The following is a 22,265-nucleotide window of genomic DNA, read 5'->3' on the forward strand; positions in this document are numbered from 1 at the left end:
GGTAAAACAACCTGTCGGCTGTTGGACGGTCATGATGTCGCTTGAGTCCGTGCCTCCGAAATATGCGCAGCTTGTGGCGACTCTGCAGCGGCGCATCGAGTCGGGGGACTATCCGCCGGGCACGCTTTTGCCCAGCGAGAATCAGCTCATCCAGGAGTTCAGCGTCTCCCGTCCGACCGTGGTGGCTGCCCTTCGGGTCCTGCGGGAGCAGGGATGGATCGAGTCTCAGCAGGGCAAGGGACGCTTCGTGCGTGGCCGTCCGGCCATGGCCTCCGTTGAGCAGAAGCGGCCGGGACAGGCGTACCTGACCAAGCCCGAGACCGACACTGCGGGCGAGGTTGTCGAAGTGGGCGCGGTGGCCGCGCCGAACCGGGTTGGTGTGCTGCTCGACGTGCAGCCCAAGAGCAAGGTGTTCGTCCGCCGTCGGCTCATCGTGCGGGATGGCGAGCCGACCGAGTTGGTGTCGCTCTGGCTGCCATTGGAGCTTTCCGAAGGTACGAATCTAACCAGCGGTGAGCCGTTGCGGCATGGGTTCCGGGAGCATCTCCAGGCGCGCAAGGGCGTCCGGTTCGATCACATCGTGGAGCAGATCACCGCGCGCATGCCCTCGACCGACGAGGCCAAGCAACTGGGCATGCCCAAGAACACTCCGCTCCTGGCCGTCTTCGGCGCGGTCCGCGACGCCTCCGGCCGGCCTTTGGCCGTCGTAGAGGTTCTGCTGCCCGCTGATCGTCACGAGTTGGAAGACGCCTACCCGATCAGGTGATCCTGCTGCCGTCTATGTGCAGCGGATGTCCCAATCGCTGGGGGTGATGTCGCCGAACCCTACGGTGACTTCCATGTCGTCTCCTGTGTCGTCACCGAAGCGCAGAGAGATCTGCGCTTTTTCTTTGTTGTCGGCTCCACCAATATGGGCTTCTTCGTAGTAGGTGCGGATCTCACCCTGAGACAGGCTGGTCCGTAGCACCAGTTGAACGCGGTACTCACAGTAGTCGCCGTTCCCGCCCGAGATCTTGCCGAAGCTGGCGTCACCATCGCCCTTGCTCTGGGTCTTGGGCGGTAGTGGATAGGCGAGCACTCGCTCACGGAAGTCGTCGAAGCGGGCATCGTCCCGCCACACCGGCATCATGATCAGCAAGAACAGACAGACCAGCGGGACGATCAAGACCACGGCTAAGCAGCCCCACAGGACTCGCACCAGTTCCTCCTCAGATGTCGGGGTCATCGGCTTGGGCGACTGTCTATCGCACTGGTGACACGCCCGTCACCTCACACCTAGTCACTTGACCTAGCAAGCTACGGAGAGTTATCGTTTAGCTACTTGATAGGTCGAGTGCCTGTCATCCAAGAGAGGAACCAACGTCATGGCTCTGCAAGGCCCCATCCCCGTCACCTTCGCCATGGTCTTCCCGCACGGCTGCTACATCGTCGGAGAGGTCGAGCCCGTCAAGGACTTCGACGCCTCCGCCGGCGGCCGATTCGTGCAGGCCCGCGACAAGCAGACCGCAGAGCTGGTCTGGCAGGTCGCGGTCATGGACGGTGACCCGACCCTCAAGCCCGCCCAGAAGACGGTGGCGGTCAAGATCCTCGCGCCGGTCCAGCCGGTGCCGCCGCAGCCCATGCCGGGGCTGCCGTTCACGCCGGTCGAGTTCGACGGCATGTCCGTCACCCCGTACGTAAACGCGGCCGGACGTCTCGCCTACTCGATCAAGGTTCAGCAGATGCACGCTCCCCGCCAGACCGCCCAGCCCGCTCAGGCCAAGGCCGGAAAGGAAGCCGCCTGATGACCCGACGCCGTACCCCGCGCAACAGCGTGATCCGGCTGACCACCGGGCACGCCGCCCGCACCATGAACCACCCGTTCGCCCGCCGTGAGCCCATCCTGGCGCTCGACTTCGGCGCCACCTCCGTCCTGGTCACCACGAACGGTCCCGTGACGGCGGAAGACCTGGAGTTCGCCCGCCAGCTCGCCCACGCGGCCCACCGCTTCGCCCGCTCCGTGGAACGCAGCTTCTACGGCCTCCCGGACGGCAAGGGAGTGGCGGCGTGAGCGAACACCGGCCCTACACCTACGTCACCTTGTCCCTGCAACCCGACACCGCGCCGCACGTCGGCGTCTCCTTCCACACGCCGCGCCTCAAGGTCCGGGCCGGAATCCTGCTCAGCAACCCCCGCCCTTACCTCGACTTCGCCTCCCACGAGGCGAACGTGCACATCTCCACTACGGGAGCCGGAACGGTCACCGACGCCGACCTGACCCTCGCCCGCGAGATCTTCAACGCCGCCGCTCGCTACCTGGCCGACTGCGAGCAGTTGCACGCCGAACAGTCGGCCGGGGACGCCACCGACACGGCGGCCTGACACATGAGGCGGGGCCGCTGGAAGCGGCAACTTCCGGCGGCCCCTCGGTTCTCCCCTGAATCCACATCACGAGAGGTACCCAGCTTATGTTCAAGCGGCTGCCTGGCGACGAGGCGCGCAACCTTGTCTCCACCACGCCCGATACGGCCGTCGTCTTCCGGCCGGCCGTCGTCAAGACACCCGCCATCCTCACCTTCCTCATCTACGGCTGGCGCTTCCTGTCCGCCCTCGCCCGCACCACCTGGCGGCACCCGGTCGCCGTCGCCGTCCCGGTCGCCCTGGGCGTCGTCTGGTACTGCTACGGCTGGCCCGCCGCAGCGTCCACGGTCGGCTTCGTCGTCCTCTCCCTGCTCGCCTGGGCCTGCACCGACGGCGATCTCTTCGCCCGTCTCGTCGGCTTCCGGCTGCTGGCCTGGTGGCGGCTGATGTCGGTCTACCGCCGTCACTGGCACGGCGTGATGGACGTCTCCGGCCTGGCCAAGCGCGTTAACGGTCGCGTCTACATGCCGCGTCTGCTTCGCGTCACCTGCGACGGCTGGGCCGACCGCATCACCGTCCGGATGCTCGGCGGCCAGGCGGTCAAGGACTGGTCCGACCGCATCGACAACCTCGCCCAAGGCTTCGGCGCCACCTCCTGCCGGGTCGCGCTCATCAAGGGTGGCCGACTGTTGCTGACCTTCCCTCGCAGCGATCCACTGGCGGCTCCTATGCCCGCACTTCCTATCCCGGAAGAGCCATCGGTCGGACCGGTCGAGATCGGCAAGCAGGAGGACGGCCGACCGCTCCGGCTCAAGGTCCACGGCACCCATGTTCTGATCGCGGGCGCGACCGGGGCCGGTAAGGGCTCCTTCCTGTGGGACACCATCCGCGGCTTGCTCCCGGCGATGCGGGCGGGCCTGGCCCAGATCTGGGCGCTGGATCCCAAGCTGATGGAGCTGTCCTTCGGGCGGGAGCTGTTCCAGGGCCGGTACGCCGCCGATCCACCCGACTGCGCAAACCTGCTCGACGAAGCGGTCAGTGTCATGCAAAAGCGCGCGGCCCGCTTCGCCGGTCTCCAGCGTTCCCATGTCCCGACGATCGAGGACCCGTTCGTCCTGGTGCTCGTGGACGAGGTGGCGTTCCTGACCGCCTACCAGCCCGACCGGCAACTGCGGCAGCGCATCTCCGCCGCCCTGGCCACCCTCGCCACTCAAGGCCGCTCGGTCGGCGTCGGCGTCATGGCCGCTCTCCAGGACCCGCGCAAGGAGGTCATGAACATCCGCAACCTCTTCCCCGACAAGATCGCCCTCCGGCTGGATGAGTCCGAGCAGGTGGACATGGTCCTCGGCGACGGCGCACGCGACCGGGGCGCACTCGCCGACCACATCTCACCCGTCCCGGAGCTGGGCGCTGGCGTCGCGTACATGCGGCTGGAATCCTCGCCCGAACCCATCCGGGTCCGCGCAGCCTACGTCTCCGACACCGACATCCGCGCCATGGTCGCCTACCACAGGCAGGCCGCATGACTTACCTGCTCCACGGCCTGCGCTGCGCCACCTGCCGCACCCTTGATGCCCTCTGGCTCGACCCCGTCCGCGCCAGGGTCGAATGCCGCGAGTGCGGCCAGACCGCGCTCATCGTCACCAACGAGGGGAGGATCGCATGACCCATCCGCACGACCGTGCACTACCCCGGGCAGTCCGGCAGGCCATGCCCATGGCTCGTGATGTGCTCGTAGAGGTCGCCAAGCTCCATGGCGTCTGCATCCGGCCCATCCCACTCCGACGGCTCGACATCCGCACCGGCAAATCCGAGATCATCGATGTACCATGCGGGGCCACCCTCGACAGCAAGTGCCCGCCGTGTGCAAAGCGCAACAAGCAGCTCCGCAAGGCCCAGTGCCGCGAGGGCTGGCACCTCGACGAAGAACCCGCCATCACGCCCGACGAGGCCAACGAGGAACAGCGCTGGCTCGTGGAGTTCCGCGCCGACGTCCAAGCCCAGCGCGAGGCCGCCGAAAAGGCCGGCGACGACACCGCTGACCTGGACGCGCTGATCGCTGGCCTGGACGAGGAGATCAACGTCGCCGGAATGCGAGGCAACGTCCTCGGCCGTACCGCCGCCAAGCGCTCCCGCTCCACCAGACGACGCCAGGATGCGCCCGACCTGCCCAAGCGCAAGATGGCCCACACCACCCTGGGACGCACCTTCCAAGGCACCGACGGCAAGATCTACCGTCCGTCCCTGTTCGCCACGCTCACCTTGCCCTCGTACGGCAAGGTTCGCGACGGCGTACCGCTCGACCCCGACACCTACGACTACCGCCGCGCCGCACGAGACGCGCTGCACTTCTCCAAGCTCGTCGATCGCTTCGTGCAGAACCTACGCCGCGTCGCAGGCTACGACGTGCAGTACTTCGCCTCCGTGGAGCCTCAGAAGCGGCTCGCACCGCACCTGCATATGGCCATTCGTGGAACGCTCCCACGGGCGGAGATCAAGCAGATCGCCGCCGCCACCTACCATCAGGTCTGGTGGCCTCAGGCTGACGAGGTGGTCTTCGACGGCGACCACATGCCCGTCTGGCAGGACGGCACCGGCTACCTGAACCCGGCCACCGGCGAAGTACTGCCTACCTGGGACGAAGCCCTCGACGCGCTCGACGATGAGGGCCAACCGCTCCACGTCATCCGCTTCGGCGAACAGGTCGATGCCCAAGGCGTACTCGCAGGCACCCCGGACGCCGACCAGTGCATCCGCTACCTGTCCAAGTACCTCACCAAATCCCTCGGCGACGCCCTCAACGGCGGCCAGGCCCAGCAACAGCACGCCGCCCGCATGCTGGACGCTCTCCGCTACGAACCCTGCTCACCCACCTGCCCGAACTGGCTCCGCTACGGCATTCAGCCCAAGGACGCCAAGCACGGCATGCACCCCGGCCGCTGCCGGGGCAAGGCCCACAAGTCCGAACACCTCGGCTACGCCGGACGCCGCGTCCTGGTCTCCCGCAAGTGGTCCAACAAGACGCTCGCCGAGCACAAGCAGGACCGCCGCACCTGGGTCCTGGAAGCCCTCGGCCAGGCCGACGAGCCCACCGACCCACACCGCTACCTCTGGCGCCCCGTCCCGGCCGGAGACGCCAACGTGCCACCACTCGCTGTTCGCCTTCTCCGATCCGTCCACGAACGCCAACGCTGGCGCGCTCACCTCCGAGAACTGGAGGCCAGAGCAGCCGGACAAGACCTTTCGGCAACCGAGGACGTGGGGAGGGCCGCATGATCAAGCACGACGAACTACTGACCGTCCGCCAGGTCCTCAACGAACTCGGCGGAGTCTCCCGTCGCACCTTCTACCGCTGGCGCGAGATCGGGAAGGCACCCGACGGCATCCGCCTGCCCAACGGCGAACTGCGCATCTACCGCAGCGAGCTCAACGTCTGGCTGGAGTCCTTGAGGGAGGTCGCGTGAACGCCTCCTACGACGTGAAGTTCTGGGACATCCGCCCGAACAAGTCCACCAAGCCCAGCGAGAACCGCAAGACGATCTCCTACACCGTCCGCTGGACCGTGGCAGCGCGGGAGAAGTCCAAGACCTTCCGCACGTCGGCACAGGCGAAGAACTGGCTCTCCGACCTTCGCCAGGCCGCCAAGAAGGGTGAGCTGTTCGACCTGGAGACGGGCCTCCCACAGTCCATGCTGAAGGCCAAGGAGGCCCGTACCGTCTACAACTTCGTCAGGGCCTATATCGACATGAAGTGGCCGCACGCGGCGGCCAAGACGCGCGACAGCATCTCTGACGGCATGGCTACGGTCCTGCCCGCTCTCACGAAGGACCGTCCCGGCCGTCCGGACACCGAGATCTTGCGTACGGCTCTGCGCAAGTACGCCCTTTTGCCTGAGGCCAAGCGTCCGGATGTGCCCCCGGAGAGTAAGCAGGCGCTGCGGTGGCTGGAAGGTGCCTCGCTCGACCTGACCGACCTGAACGAGACCAAGACCGTACGCCTGGCGCTCGACGCCCTCGCCCTCCGCCTCGACGGCAAGGCCGCGAGCGCCAACACGATTCGCCGCAAGCGCGCCGTCCTCCATGCCGTCCTGGAGTACGCCGTGGAGCTGGAGGAGTTGCCCGCCAACCCATTGCACAAGGTCAAGTGGAAGCCGCCCAAGATCACGGAGACGGTGGATCCACGGGTTGTGGTGAATCCCCGGCAGGCCGAAGCGCTGCTGACCGCAGTGGCCTCCGTAGGCGGGCGGGGTCGTGGGCGTCGGCTCCAAGCCTTGTTCGCCTGCATGTACTACGCCGCCCTGCGTCCCGGCGAGACCGTCGCGCTCAGGAAGCAGGACTGCCATCTTCCGGCAACGGGCTGGGGGCGCATCCTCGTCGATGTCTCCCGCCCGGAGGTCAACGTCAAGTGGACCGACACCGGCGACGCCCACGAGGAACGCGGCCTCAAGCACCGGGGCCGTGACGACGTCCGACCAGTGCCCATCCCGCCCAAGCTGGTCCAAATCCTGCGGCAACACATCGCAGAGTTCGGCGTCGCCGAGGATGGCCGGCTGTTCCGCAGCGAACGCGGTGGAGTCGTCGCCTCGACGGCCTACACGGAGGTCTGGCAGGACGCCCGGAAGCTGGCCCTGACACCCGCCCAGTTCGCCTCACCGCTCGCTCGCCGCCCGTACGACCTGAGGCACGCGGCGGTGTCCCTCTGGCTCAACGCAGGCGTGCCCGCCCCCGACGTAGCCGAGCGAGCCGGACACGGTGTGGACGTGCTCCTCAGGGTCTATGCGAAGTGCCTCGACGGCCACCAGGAGATCGCCAACAAGCGGATTGAGGACGCCCTCGCCGCATGATCCAACAGCACCACCCCGAAGGGTCCCGGAACGCCACCGGGGCCCTTCGCCGTTCCCCATACGTTCCCACGAGCGCGCGATCCGCAGATGTTCCGGATCAAGGCCCCCGACCAGGGGAAACACGCCGTGATCCATTCCGGGCATATTCCGGGACCTGCGACAACGGGCCGCTTACGACGGCATCCGGCTGCACACCCCTGAAACGCAGAAGAGGCCCCGAAGGGCCTCTGACCTGCAGCTACTGCTGGTGGCAGGTGCAAGGTTCGAACTTGCGTAGGCTGAGCCGACGGTTTTACAGACCGCTCCCTTTGGCCACTCGGGCAACCTGCCGTGCCATCCGCTCTCGCGGCGACAGACAGAAGAATAGCGGACTTCGGAGGTACACGTGACACCGGTTTGTCCCGAGGCGAGTCCGGCGTCACTCCCACCACCCCCGAGTGCCCCCGTAGGGGCGGTGAAGGGGGCGGAAGAGGAGGAGATGGGCGAAGGGGATGGCGGGCGTGCGACGCGAGCAAGGGGACGGGGTCCTGCACGGAGGCCCGATGCTGGCTAGGCTCGTTCGCTGGGTCCGGGCGTTTCGTGGGCCGGACGGAATTCGCCGCAGCGGAGAGGATGGGTGCTTTGGCCGATTCATCTTTCGACATCGTCAGCAAGATCGACCGTCAGGAGGTCGACAACGCTCTCAATCAGACGGTCAAGGAGATCGGGCACCGCTTCGACTTCAAGGGCACCGGGGCGAGCATCAGCTGGTCCGGGCAGAACAACATCGAGATCAAGGCGAACAGCGAGGAGCGGGCGGGTGCCGCGCTCGACGTGTTCAAGGACAAGGTCGTCAAGCGGGGCCTGTCTCTGAAGATTCTCGACGCTGGCGAGCCCAAGTTGTCGGGTAAGGAGTACCGGATGCTGGTCAGCCTGAAGGAGGGCATCGACCAGGAGAACGCGAAGAAGATCTCCAAGCTGATCCGCGATGAGGGTCCGAAGGGGATCAAGGCGCAGATTCAGGGCGAGGAGCTGCGGGTCAGCTCCAAGAAGAAGGACGACCTTCAGGACGTCATCTCCCTGCTCAAGGGCAAGGATCTGGACATCGCCCTGCAGTTCGTGAACTACCGCTAGCTCGAGGCATGCCGTACGGCTCCGAGCTGGCACACGACGATCGCGGAGAGCGTATCCGGGACACAGCACACCCGTGTGTCCCGGGCCGCTCCTCGAATTGAGGGCGGCGCTGCGGGCGGCCTTGACCTTATGCTCGGTTAGCGTGACGAAGATCCCCCTGCGCCGGTTCACGGCACGTGTCCTGCCCATCGACGAGCAAGGCAGGGTTCTCCTGCTCCATGGCTTCGATCCGGCCCGGCCGGAGTCGCGGTTCTGGTTCACGATCGGCGGGGCCGTGGAGGACGGCGAGACGCTGCAGGAGGCGGCGGCGCGGGAGCTGTTCGAGGAGGTCGGGATCCGGGCCGGGGTGGAGGAGTTCACCGGGCCGCATGCCGAGGCGCTGATCGAGTTCGAGTGGGGTGAGTACGCGTTCACCCAGGACCAGTCGTTCTACGCGATCCGGGTGGGCGACGCGGTCGTGTCGTTCGAGCACATGGAGCAGATCGAGAAGGACACGACGACCGAGTATCGGTGGTGGAGCCCTGAGGAGCTCGAAAGCACCGCTGAGGTCGTGCATCCCCCGGATCTGGCGACCATTCTGCGGAAGATCACCGAGGGCGGACGTTAGCGGCGGTAGCCGGCCATGCGCTCGAGGCGGGCGACGCGCTCCGAGGTGGGCGGGTGGGTCGAGAACAGGCGGCCGAAGCCTGAGCCGCTGAACGGGTTCGCGATCATCATGTGCGAGGCCGACGTGAGGCGGCTGTTCTCGGGGAGGGGCAGCCTGCGGGCGCCCATCTCGATCTTGCGGAGGGCTGAGGCCAGGGCCAGCGGGTCGCCGGTGAGCCTGGCGCCCGACTCGTCCGCCTGGAACTCCCGCGTACGGGAGATCGCCATCTGCACCATCGTGGCCGCCACCGGGCCGAGCACCATCATCAGCAGCGCGCCCACGAAGCCGGGGCCCTCGTCGTCGTCCGAGCCGCCGAAGAACACGGCCACGTAGCTGAGCCAGGTGATCATCGTGGCGAAGGCGCCGGCCACGGAGGAGATGAGGATGTCGCGGTTGTAGACGTGGGACAGCTCGTGGCCGATCACGCCGCGCAGTTCGTCCTCGTTGAGCAGCTTGGTGAGTCCGTACGTCACGCACACCGCCGCCTGCCTGGGGCTCCGGCCCGTCGCGAAGGCGTTCGGCTGCACCGTCGGCGAGATGTACAGGCGCGGCATCGGCTGTCTGGCCTGCGTGGACAGCTCGCGGACGATCCGGTAGAGGGTGGGCTGTTCGACCTCGCTGACCGGTCTGGCCCGCATGGCGGACAGCGCGATGCGGTCGGAGAAGAAGTAGGCGACGCCGTTGCTCACCAGGGCGAGCACGAAGGCGATCCGTGCACCGGTGCCGCCGCCCAACCACGCGCCCACCGCGATGATCAGCGCCGACAGCCCGCCGAGCAGGATGGCGGTGCGCAGACCGTTGTGGTGCAAGGTTCCCCCTCTCGTGGTCTGGGTTCATCACGTCCAACGACCAAGACCCGGTGCTTCGTTCCCCGGTGTGCTCAACTGAGGGCGGAGCGCGACTTGCCGGGGTGTCGTGGTGACGGCTCGGGTCTCAGCCCGAAGCGGACAGGGAGGTCATGTCCAGGACGAGCTGGGGCGCGATCGAGAAGAGCACGGCCGCGGCCAGCGCGAGGCCGACGGCCACCCAGGCCGTCGCGGGCGGCCGGTGGAGGGACGGCTCCGCTCTGCCGGCCGGGGTGAATAGGCGGCCAGTCCAGACGGCGTAGTAGTACAGGCCGATCACGGTGTTGACGGCCATGACGACCGCCAGCCACCCGGCCCCGCCCTCGACGATCTCCCGGAACACGAAGACCTTGGCGAACAGCCCGGCCAGCCCCGGCGGCAGCCCCGCCAGGCAGACCAGGCAGAACGCCAGCGTGATGCCCGCCGCCGGGCGGCGCAACGCGAGGCCGCGGTAGTCGTCGAGCTCGTTGCGGGCCGTCGTCCGGGACACGAGCATGACGACGGCGAACGCGCCGAGGTTCATGGCAGCGTAGATCACCAGGTAGGCCGTGGACGTGCCGACCGCCCCCGGCGTCGTGGCCGCCACGGCGAGCGGCGCCAGGATGTAGCCGGACTGCGCCACCGACGACCAGGCCAGCAGGCGTACGGCGGAGCGCTGGCGCATGGCCAGCAGGTTGCCCACGGTCATGGTGAGCGCCGACACGATCGCGACGATCGGGGTCCACGTACCGGACTGCCCGAACAGGGCGGACACCAGGACGAGGATCAGCCCGGCGAACCCGGCCGCCTTCGAGATGACCGAGAGCAGGGCCGCCACGGGGATGGGCGCGCCTTGGTAGACGTCGGCCGCCCAGGAGTGGAACGGCACGGCGGCGATCTTGAAGGCGAACCCGGCCGCCACCAGGACCACGCCCACCGTGACGACCGCGGGCAGGTCGCTTCCCGGCGCCCCGAAGACCTGCCCCAGGCGTGACAGGTAGACCGAGCCCGCGATGCCGTACAGAAGGGACACGCCGAACAGCATGATCGCCGTGGACACCACCGACACGACGAAGAGCTTCACGGCCGCCTCGGACGAGCGGCCGTCGTAGCGTTTGAGCGCAGTGAGGGCGAACACCGGGAGCGAGACCAGCTCCAGGGCCACCACCAGCATGATCAGGTCACGGGACGCGGGCAGGGTGACCGCGCCGACGAGGGTGCACAGGAGCAGGAAGTACCACTCGCCGACGGGGATGGCGCCGCCCGCCAGCTCGGTCATCGACATCAGGACGATCACCACGGCGGCCGCCAGCACCATGCCCGCGAACACCAGCGTGAACCCGTCCACGACGAACGAGCACAGCGCCGCGGACTGCGCCTGACCTCCGGCGAGAGCGGGCGGGACGCAGAACGTCGACCGCGGCGAGCCGCCCCCTGATGACGCCTGGGCGATCACGAACCCCAGGGAGATCAGGATGCCCGCGAGCGTGGCGGCCCCCAGCCCCGTCCGCGTGCGCGGGCGGGCCGGGAGGAACGCGTCGAGCAGCAGCACCAGCCCCGCCGCCAGGGCGAGCACCAGGGGCGGTGCGATCAGGAAGTAGTCGATCTGCTGGATCATGAGATGGCTCCCAGCAGGGTCTGCACGGGCGGCATGGTCAGCGAGAGCAGGAGGCCGGGCCACAGGCCGAACAGCAGGATCAGGATCACCAGGGGCGTCCACGCGGCCAGCTCGTACCGTCTGATGTCGTCGAGGACGGCCGCGGGAGCCGCGCGGGTGGCGGCGACGGGGCGTTCGTCGGGCGGCTCGTGGATCAGGTGGTCGTCGAGCGGCACGAGGTCGTCGGGCGTGCGGGCCACGACGGCGGGGGCCGGCCGGCCGTGGGTGACGCGCGACAGCATGACCAGGAAGTACGCGGCTGTCAGGACCGCGCCCAGTCCCCCGATCACCATGTACGTCAGGAACAGGCCGCGCGGCAGCCCGTCCGCCGGCTGGAACGCCCCGAACAGCGCCAGCATCTCCCCCCAGAACCCGGCCAGCCCCGGCAGGCCCAGCGACGCGATCGACGCGAACGTGAGCACCGAGCCCAGCCGCGGCATCGTCGCCAGCATGCCGCCGCCGAGCGCCGGCATGTCCGCGGTGTGGTAGCGGTCCTTGATCGCTCCCGCCAGGAAGAACAGCAGGCCGGTGATGAGGCCGTGGGCGACGTTGGCGAACAGGGCGCCGTTGATGCCGACGGGGGTGAGCGTGGCGAAGCCGAGCAGGACGAAGCCCATGTGGCCCACCGAGGAGTAGGCGATCATGCGTTTCAGGTCGCGTTGCGCCAGGCAGGCGAGCGCGCCGTAGACGATGCCGATCACGGCGAACGCCCCCAGCCATGGCGCCACCGCCGCCGCGCCCTCAGGCAGGACGGGGATGGCGATCCTGGCGAAGCCGTACGTGCCCATCTTGAGCAGCACCCCCGCCAGCAGCACCGAGCCGACCGTGGGGGCCTCCGTGTGCGCGTCCGGCAGCCAGGTGTGCAGCGGCCACATGGGGGTTTTGACGGCCAGACCGATGCCGATGGCGACGAACGCCAGGATCTGGACGGATCGCGGCATACCGGCGCCGTGGGCCGCGCTCAGCGCCTCGATGTCGAGCGTGCCGGTCTGGGCCCACACCAGAAGCAGGCCGAGCAGCATGACGACCGAGCCGAGCAGCGTGTACAGGATGAACTTGATCGACGCCGCCCTGCGCCCCTCGCCGCCCCAGATGCCGATGAGGAAGTACATCGGGATGAGCACGATCTCGAAGAACACGAAGAAGAGCAGCAGGTCGAGGGCGAGGAACGTGCCGATCATGCCGACTTCGAGCACCAGCATCGTGAACACGAGCGCTCTCGGCCTGGCGCCCATGCCGCCCCACCGCAGGTAGACGAAGCACAGGAACGTCAGCAGCGCCGTCAGCACGATCAGCGGCAGCGAGACGCCGTCGATGCCCAGATGGAACCGGAGCCCCAGGCCGGGGATCCACGGCTGGTCGAGCTCGTACTGGATTCCGGCGGGCGCGCCGTAGTCGAACGTCGCCAGGAGCGCGAGGCTGAGGGCCAGTGTGACGCCCGAGAAGATCAGTCCGTACGAGCGGAGCGCGTCGCGCAGCGCTCGCGGCGGCAGGAGCAGCAGGAGGGCGCCCAGCAGGGGTACGGCGAGGAGCGCGACCGGGATCCAGCCCATCATGCGACTCCCCTCGGTTCGGTGCCGTGCCGGGCCGTCACGTGAACACCACCGCCCCCACCGCGATCAGCAGGACACCGGCCAGCACGCCGCTCACGTAAAGCTGGACGTTGCCGTTCTGCGCCAGGCGCAGCAGCCCGGACAGGCCGCGGGCCGACTTGCCCGAGCCGCGCACCGCGCCGTCCACGACCACGTCGTCCGTCCTGACGATCAGCCTGGCCAGCGCGAGTACGGGGCGGACGAACAGGGCGGCGTACAGGGTGTCGACGTAGAACGCGTGCTCGCACGGCGCCCGCAGCGGGCCCAGCAGGCGGGCCGGGTCTGCGATGGGGTCGATGCGCCAGAACGCGTACACCGCGCCCGCGCCCAGCGCCGCGAGCACGACGCTGACGGCCGCCACGCCGACGTCGAGGTGCGGCTCGCCCGCGAAGCCCAGCAGCAGGGCCGGGGCCGCGAGCAGGACGACGGGGACCAGCATCGTGCGCGGGGCCTCCCTGACGTCCACGACGTGCGCGGTGCCGGGTTCGGGCTCCGGGAGCGCCACGGCTCTCGCCTCGCCGAAGAAGGTGCGCAGCCAGGCCCTGGTGGCGTACGCGCCGGTGACGGCCACCGTAGCGAGCGCGGACCCGTACAGCAGGAGGGCGGCGGCGTCCGTGAGGCCCGCGCCCGACAGCGCGCCGTCCATGGCCAGCAGGACGCCGTCCTTGCTGAAGAAGCCGCTGGCCGGCGGGATGCCCATGAGGGCGGCGAAACCGATCGTCATCGTGACGAACGTGACCGGCAGCTCGCGCCGCAACCCGCCCATCTGGGTCATCAGGTTGGAGCCGACGTGATGGATCACCGCGCCCGCGCAGAGGAACAGCAGCGCCTTGAACGCGCCATGCGTCACCAGGTGGAAGACCGCCGCGGTGTCGGAGCCGGCGGCCAGGCCGCCCGCCATGTAGGCGAGCTGGCTGACCGTGGAGTAGGCGAGAACGCGTTTCAGGTCGTCCTGGGCAAGCGCGGCCAGCGCGGCGCCCAGCATGCCCAGCGCGGCGACGACGGCCAGCACGTCGAGCGTGGGGCGGGCGCCGAGGAAGGCGGGGAACAGCCTCGCCACGATGAAGATGCCGGCGGCGACCATGGTGGCGGCGTGGATCAGGGCGCTGATCGGCGTCGGGCCCGCCATCGCGTCGGGGAGCCAGGTGTGCAGCGGCACCTGGGCGCTCTTCCCCGCCACGCCGGCCAGCAGCAGCATCGTGGCCGTCACCAGGGTGGCCGCGGACATGTCGGGCACCTTCGCCAGCACGTCGGCGATACGGAAGCTGCCCGCCGCCATGCCGAGCACGAAGATGCCGAACAGGAAGCCGACGTCGCCGAGGCGGGTGACCAGGAACGCCTTTACCGCGGAGCGTGAATTGCCCCGGTCCTCCCACCAGTGGCCGATGAGGAGGTAGGAGCACAGGCCCATGATCTCCCAGCCGACGTAGAGGAGCAGGAGGTCGCCCGCGTACACGACCAGGAGCATCGCGCTGGTGAACAGGCTGATGAAGGCGCTGTAGGAGGGGTAGCGGGGGTCGTTCTTGAGGTAGCCGACCGAATAGACCTGGACGGCTAGGGCCACGAGGGTCACCAGGACGCCGATGACGCTCGACAGGGCGTCGGCCTGGAGGGTGAGCGAGATCGGGATGCCGCCGGTGATGATCGTGCCGTAGGTCTGGCCTGTGGGCGGGGTGGTGGTGCCGGCGAAGTAGGCCAGGCCTGGTGTCCAGGCCAGTGCGATCGTCAGGGTCGTCGCGGCGGCCGTGGGGAGGATCGCGATCCAGGCGGCTCTGGTGTTCGGCGTGCCTTGCCAGGCGATTTGGTGGGTGTTTCGGCGGGTGTCTTGGTGGGTGTCTTGGTGGGTGTTTGGGCGGATGTTTCGGCGGGACAGCAGGAGGCCCGCGGAGGCGGCGAGGAAGGGCAGGAGGACGGCCAGCAGCGGGAACGTCGTCATGGTGTGCCGCCTCCTCGCCTGGCGTGGGCTTCCTGCGGGTCGTGGTGGTCGTTGGGGTCGGGCGTGGCGATGTCGGGCATGTCGGGCTGGAGTCGTACGTGTTGGGGCGGGGCTTTCGCGTCGTCGTCGTCTGGCTCCGCCAGGTCCCGGAGGTGGTCGAGGTCCACCGTGCGGCGGTTCCTGTAGAGGGCCAGGACGATCGCGAGGCCCAGGCCGACCTCCGCGGCCGCGATGACGATGACGAAGAGGGTGAGCACCTGGCCGCTGTGCAGGCGGTCTCCGAGCCAGACGTCGAAGGCCACCAGGTTGAGGTTGACGGCGTTGAGCATCAGCTCCACCGACATCAGGACGAGGATGGTGTTGCGGCGGGCGAGCACGCCGTAGACGCCGATGGAGAACAGGAGCGCGGAGACGACCGCCGGGTAGACGATGTGCACTAATGGCCCCCGCTCTGGTCGGGTGGTGGGTCGCCCACTGGCCGGTCGGGTGGTGAGGTGTTCTGCGGCTGGGCCGGTGGTGAGGCGCTCTTCGGCTGGTCGGGTAGTGGGGTGCTCGGCGGCTGGTCAGGTGATGAGGTGCTCGGCGGCCGGTCGGGTAGTGGGGTGCTCGGCGGCTGGTCGGGTGGTGGGGTGCTCGGCGGCCGGTCGGGAGGCGAAGCGGGCCGCGTCCGGGCAGATGGGCGTGAAGTGCTCTGCGGCCGGGCCGGTGGGGAGGCGCCGTTCGGGCGGGGCGCGTCGGCCTGCGGCAGGTCTGATGACGGTGTGGTGTCCGGTTGAGGTGGTGTGCCGCCTGGGATGTCCGTACGGGACAGGACGATGGCGCCGATCAGGGCGGCCAGCAGCAGCACGGACAGGGCCTCGAACGGCAGCACCCAGGTGGCGAACACACTGCCGCCGATCTCCCTCGCGGATCCAGGGCCGGGGGTGAGCGGGGCGTAGGCCGTACGGAAACCGTCGATTACGACCGTGACCAGGACCGCCGCCGTCGCCACCGCCACCAGGGCGGAGACCAGCCTGTTGCCGCTGTCGAGGTCGGCGGAGCGGCCGATGGGAGCGCGCGTGAGCATGATGCCGAACAGCAGCAGCACCACCACCGCGCCCACGTAGATGAGCACCTGCACCCACGCCACGAACTCGGCGGTCAGCACGAGATAACCGCCCGCCAGGGCGCCGAAGCAGACCACGAGCCAGAGGGCGGCGTGGACGAGTTGCCTCGTCGTGACGACAAGCAGCGCCGATCCGACCGCTACCGCTCCCAGCAGCAAGAACACGATCTCTTGCCCGGTGGGTGACAGGTAGGAGGGCACCGCCTCGGTCACGACTCCTCCTCTGACTCCTTCGAATCGTCTGGACCGAGCCGCCCTGGCGGTCGGATGGACCGGGGATCGGCCATCCTGCGCCTACGGGGGCTCGCGGCAGAAGTCTGCTCCTTGTTGCCGGGCTCCGATCGCGTTTCGCCCGCGCCTGTGGACAACTTGTCTTCAGGTGGCTGTCCTGTGGATGACGCTTGGTCTCGCGGCTCGTTCAAGGGCTGGGGGCGTTCGGGGGGCTGGCGGTCCGCGGGCTCTTGGGGGTGCTTCGCGGACGGGGGCGTGCCGGGCTGGTCCGCAGGCGGGGCCGCTTCGGTGGTGTTCGGCGCCGTGCCTGCCGCTTCCGTGGCGTTGGGCGGCGTGCTTGCCGCCTTTGTGGCGTCGGACGGCGTGCTTGCCGCTTCTGCGGTGTCCGGCGGCGCGCTCGCAGCTTCCGGCGGCGCGCTCGTGGCTTCCGGCGGTGTGCTTGGGGTTTCCGGCGGTGTGCTTGGGGTTTCCGGCTGGGCGGGCGTGGACGGGAGGGCGCCTGGAGGGCGGATGCCTCGCACGTTCGTCATCGGGCGGCGGGAGCGGCGCGCCGACGGCGTCTCGGGGGCGGATGCGCCAGTCGCCGTATCGGCAGAGGCTTCACCGGTCGTCGGCTCGGCGGTTGCTTCTCCCGTCGCGGTGCGCGGAGTGGTCCCGGCGCTGGTCGAGCGGGCCTGGGACCCCATCGAGCGAGCCTGGGACCTCGTGGAAGGGGCCTGGGACCCCGTGGAAGGGGCCTGGGATGTCGTGGAGGGTGCTTGGGCCGCTGCGCCGGTCGGGCGCGTCGGGGTGGCGGCGCTGGCGCCCTCGCCTGCTGAAGTGCGTGCGGGACGGTCGCCGCTCGGACGGTCGCTGGCCGAACGGTCGCCGCTCGCCCCGCCCCCCGCAGGACGGTCCGCGCCAGGACGGTCGGCACCCGAACCGCTGACGCCAGGACGCTCGGCACCCGAACGGCCAGCGCCAGGACGCTCGGCAGCCGGGCGGCCAGCGCTCGGGCGGTCGGCTGCCGGGCGGCGGGGTGCGGCCGTCAGTTCCTTCGGAGGCTCGGCGCCGGCGTCGTGGGCCGGAGGCGGAGGAACGGCCTGAGCCCAGGTGGCCAGCTTGTCCTTCTCATGAAGAAGGTTACGGATGTCACCTTCCGCGTACTCGAACTCCGGAGCCCAGAAGAGCGCGTCAAACGGGCAGACCTCGATGCAGATGCCGCAGTACATGCACAGGGCGAAGTCGATGGCGAACCGGTCGAGGACGTTCCGCTGCCGGGCGCGGCCACCCTCGGGCGCCGGGATCGTCTCCTTGTGCGAGTCGATGTAGATGCACCAGTCGGGGCACTCTCGGGCACAGAGCATGCAAGAGGTGCAATTTTCCTCAACCAGGGCGATAACGCCTCGACTGCGGGGCGGCAGATCCGGCTTGACCTCGGGATATTGCTGCGTGACCGATTTGCGCAGCATGTGGCGAAGGGTGATGGACAGCCCCTTTGCCAGTCCGACTCCCGGTATCCGCGCCATGGTTCAACATCATGACGCACTTGGCCGCAGACGTGAATGAGCCAGCGCGTTGTCCCCAGGTTTTCCACAGCTATCCACAGGCTGACGGGAGGTTATCCACAACCTGTGTGCATGCCCGATATGAACTACGGCATGGCGATAGTCTCTCCGCCATGCACCAAAGCCATCCCGTCCGCCCCAGCAGCTTGAGGTGGACGGCCGCCGTCGCATGGGCCTGCCTGCCCTTGTTCACGTGCGGCCTGGCGACCCCGCTGGCGATCGGGATCGCGGCTTTCTGGCTGCGCAACATCTGGCACGGTGTCGCCGCGGCGGTCTACGCGGTGAGCATCGGCTCGTTCCTGATCGCCGTGATGGCGTACGACACGTATGAGGATATCCCCGAGGCGCTGTCCTTGATCACCACGGTCGGCCTCTTCGTCAGCTGGCTCGGCGGGGTCATCCACGCGGGCATCCTGGTGCCGTTCATGGCGCGCGCCCGGCTCACCGCGCCCGCGTACCATCCGACCGACCTGCGGCAGCGCACCACCGCGCCCAGCCACCACCGCAGGCCGGGCGATCCGGAGTGGGTGGGCCACTACCGGGTGCTGCAGCAGCTCGGGCGCGGCGGCCAGGGGTCGGTCTACCTCGCCATGGCGCCCAACGGCGTGCGGGTCGCCGTCAAGGTGCTGCACGACCTGGTGAACGAGACGGCGCGCACGAGGTTCGCCCGGGAGGTGGAGGCGGCGCGGCGGGTGGCGACGTTTTCCACAGCCCGCGTGCTCGATGTGAACATCTCGGGCCAGCACGCGTACATCGTCAGCGAATACGTGGAGGGGCCGTCACTGGAGCAACTCGTCAAGAAGTACGGCCCGCGTGACGAGGACGGCCTGACCAGGCTGGCGCTGTCCACGGCGGGGGCGCTGGCGGCCATTCACAAGGCGGGGGTCGTCCATCGCGACTTCAAGCCGAGCAACGTGCTCATCGGGCATGACGGGCCCCGGGTGATCGACTTCGGGATCGCGCGGGCGCTCGACCAGGTCACGATGACGTCCGGAAAGATGGTGGGGACACCGCCGTACATGTCGCCCGAGCAACTGACGGGGGCGGCGGTGGGGCCGGCCTCCGACGTGTTCAGCTGGGCCGTGACGATGATGTTCGCGGCCACGGGGCGGCCGGTGTTCGGAGAGGACACGGTGCCGGCGGTGTTCCATCGCGTGCTCACCTTCCATCCCGACTTATCGCCGCTGCCGCCCGCGTTACGAGGGATCGTGAAGGCCTGCCTGAACAAGCAGCCCGAGGAACGGCCATCGGCTTCGGACGTGATGCTGGCCATCGTCCGCTGAGCCGGACCGAGGTCCGCCGGGCTGCCATGTCACTGCGGCCCTGACGACACGCGCCCTGACGACACGCGCCCTGACGACACGCGCCCTGACGACACGCGCTCTGACGGCGCCCGCCTGACGGCGCCGCTCTGACGGCACGCGCCCTTGCGGCGCCCGCTCTGCTGGCGCGGGTCAAGGGGTCGCTTCTTCGGCGCCCTTCGCATAGGCGAGGTACTCCTCCCGAGACACCTTGTGCACGGCCAGAGCGAGGTCGTGACGTTTCGCGAACCGTTCCACGTCCGATGGGGACCATGGGCCCGGGAGGTGGTGAAGGGCTCGGCCGAAGCGGTCCAGGATGAGCAGGCCGCTCAGGTCCTCGTACCGGTAGAGGAGAAGGCTGAAAGCCCAGCCGGGGTTCTCGCCCAGGCGGAGCTTGGCCACGACATTGTTGCCCTGCGTTACATGGAGCTTGGCCAAGGAGCCTCTGTTCAGGTACGGGCCGCCGTACGGACCGAGGATCGTACCCCGTGCGACGCGCCAGCGATGAGTTCTCGCCAGAGCGGGCCGGAGGAGGAGCAACGCCGGGCTGAAGGTCACCAACAGCCATTTGGCTTCGAGGAGGTCGACAAGCACTCTGCCGATCGTGGAAAGCCCTCGCCAGGCGGCCCACATACCTGAGGAGGCGAGGTAGGCCATCGATAACGCGCCTGCGATCGCCAGACAGATGACGACCGGTTTGCGCCATTTCGCAGTAGAAGGGAGTGGAAGGCCGCGTACACGCCGCCAGCCTGGCGCTCGGGATGCCAGAACCGCGCGTACCTTGCTGGAGCGTTGATTACGGGCGTCCTCCAATGGGATTCCGGCCTGGCGGGCGAATTCGCTGAGGTCGGGTTCGTGCCAGTCGCCCGGTAAGTCGACGAGGACCAGGCCGTCAGGGTCAAGGGCTGCCAGTCCTTGAACGGTCAACGGCTTCTGGCCGGAGCTTTGGTCCTGGTCGTATTTGTAGCGGTAGAGGCGAGCTGGTGTCAGGGTGACCGAATCGCCGCTGAAGGTGTCGGTGACGGTCAATTTCTGGTGGTCAGAGGTCAGCGTTGTTTGCGGGCAGTAGCTGTTCTTTGTGGCGCCGGCGCGTGGTCGGAGTTGATTCACTCGTCATCCCCCCAAGGGCCCCCTTGTTTCAGTACGACGAATAAGGCGGGCATAAGGGTTCCGGCGGTGCGGCGCAGTGGCTGGCGGGCTGTCAGGGCGTTGTGCTGGCGGTGGTCGTGCCATTGGAGGGGCTGTGCCTGGCGGGACGAGGTGCGGTGAGGACCCTGACGATGCCGGTGAGATCAGGTGGAAGTCTTGACGATCACGGCGACGTGAGGTGGGACCTTCACGATGCCTGCGACGTGAGGTGGGACCTTCACAATGCCGACGGCGTCAGGCCGGGACCTTCACCATGCCGGGCGAGGTCAGGTGAGCACCTTGACGATGCCGGTGAGGGCCAGTTGGGCGAGCGATAGGGGCACCAGGACTGCCCAGGCCAGTTTCTGCAGCTGGTCCTCGCGCAGGCGCGGGAACGTGACGCGAATCCAGATGACGAGGAAGGCCAGGAAGAAGACCTTGAGGAGCGTCCACAACCAGCCCGGGAGGAAGGGGCCCTGCCAGCCGCCCAGGAACAGCACGGTGGTCAGGAACGAGAGGACGACGATGCCGGCGTACTCGGAGAGCATGAAGAGGGCGAAACGCATGCCGGTGTACTCGGTCATCGGACCCATGATGATCTCGGACTCGGCGATGGGCATGTCGAACGGGGGGCGGCGGAGTTCGGCGAGACCGGCCAGGAAGAAGACGATGGCGCCGATGGCCTGCCAGGGAAGCCACCACCACTGCCAGGCTTCGACGATCCCCGGGATGGACAGGGTGCCCGCCGCCATGGCGATCGATGAGGCGGCCAGGACGAGAGGAAGCTCGTACGACATGAGCTGGGCGGCGGAGCGCATGCCGCCGAGGACGGAGTACTTGTTGGCCGAGGCCCAGCCGGCCATGATCGAGCCCAGGACGCCGATGCCCATCACGGCGAGGACGAAGAAGAGTCCAAGGTCGAGGTGTACGGCGACGCGATCACGGTCGATGGGGATGGCGATCAGGACGACCAGGTAAGGCACCAGGGCCACGCCCGGCGCGATCATGAAGATGCGGCGGTCGGCCGCGGCGGGGATGACGTCCTCCTTCTGGGCGAACTTCACCCCGTCGGCGATGAGCTGCGCCCAGCCGTGGAAGCCGCCCGCGTACATGGGGCCGAGCCTTGACTGCATGTGGGCCATGACCTTGTGCTCGGTCTGGCCGATGATCAAGGGCAGGACCAGGAACACGATGAGAATGACGACGAAGCTCAGCACCACTTCAAGCATCAGGTGGCCCCCAGTCGGCTGGAACTCCTGGCGGAAGGGTCTTGCGGCGGCTCGGGGCGCCGTGGCCTGACTCGCCCGGCTCCTTGGCGCCCGGCCAGGGCTTGGCGACGCGGGCGGCGAGGATGAAGTCCTTGCGGAGCGGGTGGCCCTCGAAGCCGTCAGGGAGGAGGAGCGGGACGAGGTTGGGGTGACCGTCGAAGATCACGCCGAACATTTCGAACGTTTCGCGTTCGTGCCAGTTCGCGCCTCGGTAGATGTCCACGGCGGTGGGGAGGTGGGGGTTGTCTCGGGGGACGTGGGTGCGTAGGAGGAGACGGCGGCCCGCGGTCGGGTTGTAGACGTGGGCGACGATGGCGAAGGTGTCGGGTGGGGCGTCTACGCCGGTCAGCCAGTCGAAGAAGGTGAAGTTCAGGGCGTCGCGGACGTGGGTGAGCAGGGCGAGCCAGTCGGTGGGGGCGACGTCGATGGTGGTGTCGCCGTAGGACTCCGAGATTTGAGCTCGGTCGCCGAAGTGTGTGGTGATGGCCGCGGTGTGGGGGGTTGGGGCGGTGTTGGTGGCCTCCGCGCTGGTGGGTTCTGCACTGGTGGGTTCTGCACTGGTGGGTTCTGCGCGGGTGGGTTCTGCGCGGGTGGGTTCTGCGCGGGCGGGTTCTGCGCGGGCGGGTTCTGCGCGGGCGGGTTCTGCGCGGGCGGGTTCTGCGCGGGCGGGTTCTGCGCGGGCGGGTTCTGCGCGGGCGGGTTCTGCGCGGGCGGGTTCTGCGCGGGCGGGTTCT

The 22,265-nt window shown here is 68.5% G+C and carries 22 protein-coding genes, 1 tRNA gene and 1 pseudogene; 12 read left to right on the top strand and 12 right to left on the bottom strand.

Going from position 1 to position 22,265, the window contains the following annotated elements:
• The first annotated feature begins 31 nt into the window (after positions 1-31).
• Positions 32-766, top strand: a complete 735-nt coding sequence (locus tag ABD331_RS47605; RefSeq protein WP_344491157.1) for a GntR family transcriptional regulator — start codon at positions 32-34, stop codon at positions 764-766.
• 12 nt (positions 767-778) lie between these two features.
• Here ABD331_RS47605 and ABD331_RS47610 read toward each other — a convergent pair whose 3' ends face one another.
• Positions 779-1,198: a hypothetical protein gene (locus tag ABD331_RS47610; protein ID WP_344491159.1), complete on the bottom strand. Its 420-nt coding sequence runs from the start codon at positions 1,196-1,198 to the stop codon at positions 779-781.
• A gap of 166 nt (positions 1,199-1,364) precedes the next feature.
• On the opposite strand from ABD331_RS47610, the gene ABD331_RS47615 reads away from it, so the two are divergent.
• The 8 genes from ABD331_RS47615 (at position 1,365) to ABD331_RS47650 (ending at position 7,183) form a co-directional block, all read left to right on the top strand.
• On the top strand, positions 1,365-1,784 hold the full coding sequence (locus ABD331_RS47615) for a plasmid replication, integration and excision activator (RefSeq protein ID WP_344491163.1): 420 nt from the start codon (positions 1,365-1,367) through the stop codon (positions 1,782-1,784).
• Positions 1,784-2,050, top strand: a complete 267-nt coding sequence (locus ABD331_RS47620; RefSeq protein ID WP_344491166.1) for a hypothetical protein — start codon at positions 1,784-1,786, stop codon at positions 2,048-2,050. The genes ABD331_RS47615 and ABD331_RS47620 overlap by 1 nt, the downstream gene beginning before the upstream one ends.
• Positions 2,047-2,361 (top strand): hypothetical protein, encoded by a 315-nt coding sequence (locus ABD331_RS47625; RefSeq protein WP_344491169.1) that lies wholly within the window; start codon positions 2,047-2,049, stop codon positions 2,359-2,361. The genes ABD331_RS47620 and ABD331_RS47625 overlap by 4 nt, the downstream gene beginning before the upstream one ends.
• Positions 2,362-2,447: 86 nt before the next feature.
• Positions 2,448-3,866: an FtsK/SpoIIIE domain-containing protein gene (locus tag ABD331_RS47630; protein WP_344491172.1), complete on the top strand. Its 1,419-nt coding sequence runs from the start codon at positions 2,448-2,450 to the stop codon at positions 3,864-3,866.
• Positions 3,863-4,006 carry a hypothetical protein gene (locus tag ABD331_RS47635; RefSeq protein WP_344491175.1) on the top strand — a complete coding sequence of 48 codons (144 nt, stop codon included), beginning with the start codon at positions 3,863-3,865 and terminating at the stop codon, positions 4,004-4,006. The genes ABD331_RS47630 and ABD331_RS47635 overlap by 4 nt, the downstream gene beginning before the upstream one ends.
• On the top strand, positions 4,003-5,616 hold the full coding sequence (locus ABD331_RS47640; protein WP_344491178.1) for a replication initiator: 1,614 nt from the start codon (positions 4,003-4,005) through the stop codon (positions 5,614-5,616). The genes ABD331_RS47635 and ABD331_RS47640 overlap by 4 nt, the downstream gene beginning before the upstream one ends.
• Positions 5,613-5,804 carry a helix-turn-helix transcriptional regulator gene (locus ABD331_RS47645; RefSeq protein WP_344491181.1) on the top strand — a complete coding sequence of 64 codons (192 nt, stop codon included), beginning with the start codon at positions 5,613-5,615 and terminating at the stop codon, positions 5,802-5,804. Before ABD331_RS47640 ends, ABD331_RS47645 begins: the two co-directional genes overlap by 4 nt.
• Positions 5,801-7,183 carry a tyrosine-type recombinase/integrase gene (locus ABD331_RS47650; RefSeq protein ID WP_344491184.1) on the top strand — a complete coding sequence of 461 codons (1,383 nt, stop codon included), beginning with the start codon at positions 5,801-5,803 and terminating at the stop codon, positions 7,181-7,183. Before ABD331_RS47645 ends, ABD331_RS47650 begins: the two co-directional genes overlap by 4 nt.
• 245 nt (positions 7,184-7,428) lie before the next feature.
• Here the strand turns inward: ABD331_RS47650 and ABD331_RS47655 are convergent.
• Positions 7,429-7,513: transfer RNA gene (locus ABD331_RS47655), tRNA-Tyr, on the bottom strand.
• Between the two features lie 282 nt (positions 7,514-7,795).
• Here ABD331_RS47655 and ABD331_RS47660 point away from each other — a divergent pair.
• Positions 7,796-8,296, top strand: coding sequence for a YajQ family cyclic di-GMP-binding protein (locus ABD331_RS47660; RefSeq protein WP_344491224.1), 501 nt, complete (start codon positions 7,796-7,798; stop codon positions 8,294-8,296).
• Positions 8,297-8,438: 142 nt separating this feature from the next.
• A complete protein-coding gene (locus ABD331_RS47665; protein ID WP_344491187.1) occupies positions 8,439-8,903 on the top strand; it encodes an NUDIX hydrolase in 465 nt (154 codons plus the stop codon).
• Here ABD331_RS47665 and htpX read toward each other — a convergent pair.
• From htpX to ABD331_RS47700, 7 genes and pseudogenes are all read right to left on the bottom strand, one after another.
• Complete coding sequence (htpX, locus tag ABD331_RS47670) at positions 8,900-9,751, bottom strand: zinc metalloprotease HtpX (protein ID WP_344491190.1); 852 nt, start codon at positions 9,749-9,751, stop codon at positions 8,900-8,902. The genes ABD331_RS47665 and htpX overlap by 4 nt on opposite strands.
• Positions 9,752-9,875: 124 nt before the next feature.
• The gene (locus tag ABD331_RS47675) at positions 9,876-11,384 is read right to left on the bottom strand and encodes an NADH-quinone oxidoreductase subunit N (RefSeq protein ID WP_344491193.1); all 1,509 of its coding nucleotides are present in this window, start codon (positions 11,382-11,384) and stop codon (positions 9,876-9,878) included.
• Complete coding sequence (locus ABD331_RS47680) at positions 11,381-12,976, bottom strand: complex I subunit 4 family protein (RefSeq protein ID WP_425566233.1); 1,596 nt, start codon at positions 12,974-12,976, stop codon at positions 11,381-11,383. Before ABD331_RS47680 ends, ABD331_RS47675 begins: the two co-directional genes overlap by 4 nt.
• Before the next feature lie 37 nt (positions 12,977-13,013).
• Entirely contained in the window at positions 13,014-14,951 is a 1,938-nt protein-coding gene (locus ABD331_RS47685; protein ID WP_344491199.1) for an NADH-quinone oxidoreductase subunit 5 family protein, read from the bottom strand.
• 110 nt (positions 14,952-15,061) lie between these two features.
• Positions 15,062-15,388 (bottom strand): annotated as a pseudogene (nuoK, locus tag ABD331_RS47690) (NADH-quinone oxidoreductase subunit NuoK); the annotation flags it as partial.
• A complete protein-coding gene (locus tag ABD331_RS47695) occupies positions 15,388-16,269 on the bottom strand; it encodes an NADH-quinone oxidoreductase subunit J family protein (protein ID WP_344491202.1) in 882 nt (293 codons plus the stop codon). The pseudogene nuoK and the gene ABD331_RS47695, both read right to left, overlap by 1 nt.
• Positions 16,266-17,795 (bottom strand): NuoI/complex I 23 kDa subunit family protein, encoded by a 1,530-nt coding sequence (locus tag ABD331_RS47700; protein WP_344491205.1) that lies wholly within the window; start codon positions 17,793-17,795, stop codon positions 16,266-16,268. The genes ABD331_RS47695 and ABD331_RS47700 overlap by 4 nt, the downstream gene beginning before the upstream one ends.
• Before the next feature lie 152 nt (positions 17,796-17,947).
• Here ABD331_RS47700 and ABD331_RS47705 point away from each other — a divergent pair, with 152 nt between their 5' ends.
• On the top strand, positions 17,948-19,117 hold the full coding sequence (locus ABD331_RS47705) for a serine/threonine-protein kinase (protein ID WP_344491208.1): 1,170 nt from the start codon (positions 17,948-17,950) through the stop codon (positions 19,115-19,117).
• Between the two features lie 171 nt (positions 19,118-19,288).
• Here the strand turns inward: ABD331_RS47705 and ABD331_RS47710 are convergent, their stop codons facing one another.
• The 3 genes from ABD331_RS47710 to ABD331_RS47720 form a co-directional block, all read right to left on the bottom strand.
• Positions 19,289-20,245: a hypothetical protein gene (locus tag ABD331_RS47710; protein WP_344491211.1), complete on the bottom strand. Its 957-nt coding sequence runs from the start codon at positions 20,243-20,245 to the stop codon at positions 19,289-19,291.
• A gap of 305 nt (positions 20,246-20,550) precedes the next feature.
• Entirely contained in the window at positions 20,551-21,492 is a 942-nt protein-coding gene (gene nuoH, locus ABD331_RS47715) for an NADH-quinone oxidoreductase subunit NuoH (RefSeq protein WP_148433151.1), read from the bottom strand.
• On the bottom strand, positions 21,485-22,265 hold a 781-nt coding region (locus tag ABD331_RS47720; protein WP_344491215.1), incomplete at its 5' end, for an NADH-quinone oxidoreductase subunit C. The genes nuoH and ABD331_RS47720, both read right to left, overlap by 8 nt.

Source organism: Nonomuraea monospora (assembly GCF_039531895.1).
Classification (GTDB): Bacteria; Actinomycetota; Actinomycetes; order Streptosporangiales; family Streptosporangiaceae; genus Nonomuraea; species Nonomuraea monospora.

Excerpts from the sequence above, each read along its gene's own strand:
- ABD331_RS47605 (WP_344491157.1), top strand. The coding sequence starts at position 32 with ATGATGTCGCTTGAGTCCGTGCCTCCGAAATATGCGCAGCTTGTGGCG.
- ABD331_RS47615 (WP_344491163.1), top strand. The coding sequence starts at position 1,365 with ATGGCTCTGCAAGGCCCCATCCCCGTCACCTTCGCCATGGTCTTCCCG.
- ABD331_RS47620 (WP_344491166.1), top strand. The coding sequence starts at position 1,784 with ATGACCCGACGCCGTACCCCGCGCAACAGCGTGATCCGGCTGACCACC.
- ABD331_RS47630 (WP_344491172.1), top strand. The coding sequence starts at position 2,448 with ATGTTCAAGCGGCTGCCTGGCGACGAGGCGCGCAACCTTGTCTCCACC.
- ABD331_RS47635 (WP_344491175.1), top strand. The coding sequence starts at position 3,863 with ATGACTTACCTGCTCCACGGCCTGCGCTGCGCCACCTGCCGCACCCTT.
- ABD331_RS47640 (WP_344491178.1), top strand. The coding sequence starts at position 4,003 with ATGACCCATCCGCACGACCGTGCACTACCCCGGGCAGTCCGGCAGGCC.
- ABD331_RS47645 (WP_344491181.1), top strand. The coding sequence starts at position 5,613 with ATGATCAAGCACGACGAACTACTGACCGTCCGCCAGGTCCTCAACGAA.
- ABD331_RS47660 (WP_344491224.1), top strand. The coding sequence starts at position 7,796 with ATGGGTGCTTTGGCCGATTCATCTTTCGACATCGTCAGCAAGATCGAC.
- ABD331_RS47675 (WP_344491193.1), bottom strand. The coding sequence starts at position 11,384 with ATGATCCAGCAGATCGACTACTTCCTGATCGCACCGCCCCTGGTGCTC.
- ABD331_RS47680 (WP_425566233.1), bottom strand. The coding sequence starts at position 12,976 with ATGGGCTGGATCCCGGTCGCGCTCCTCGCCGTACCCCTGCTGGGCGCC.
- ABD331_RS47685 (WP_344491199.1), bottom strand. The coding sequence starts at position 14,951 with ATGACGACGTTCCCGCTGCTGGCCGTCCTCCTGCCCTTCCTCGCCGCC.
- ABD331_RS47700 (WP_344491205.1), bottom strand. The coding sequence starts at position 17,795 with ATGGCGCGGATACCGGGAGTCGGACTGGCAAAGGGGCTGTCCATCACC.
- ABD331_RS47705 (WP_344491208.1), top strand. The coding sequence starts at position 17,948 with ATGCACCAAAGCCATCCCGTCCGCCCCAGCAGCTTGAGGTGGACGGCC.
- nuoH (WP_148433151.1), bottom strand. The coding sequence starts at position 21,492 with ATGCTTGAAGTGGTGCTGAGCTTCGTCGTCATTCTCATCGTGTTCCTG.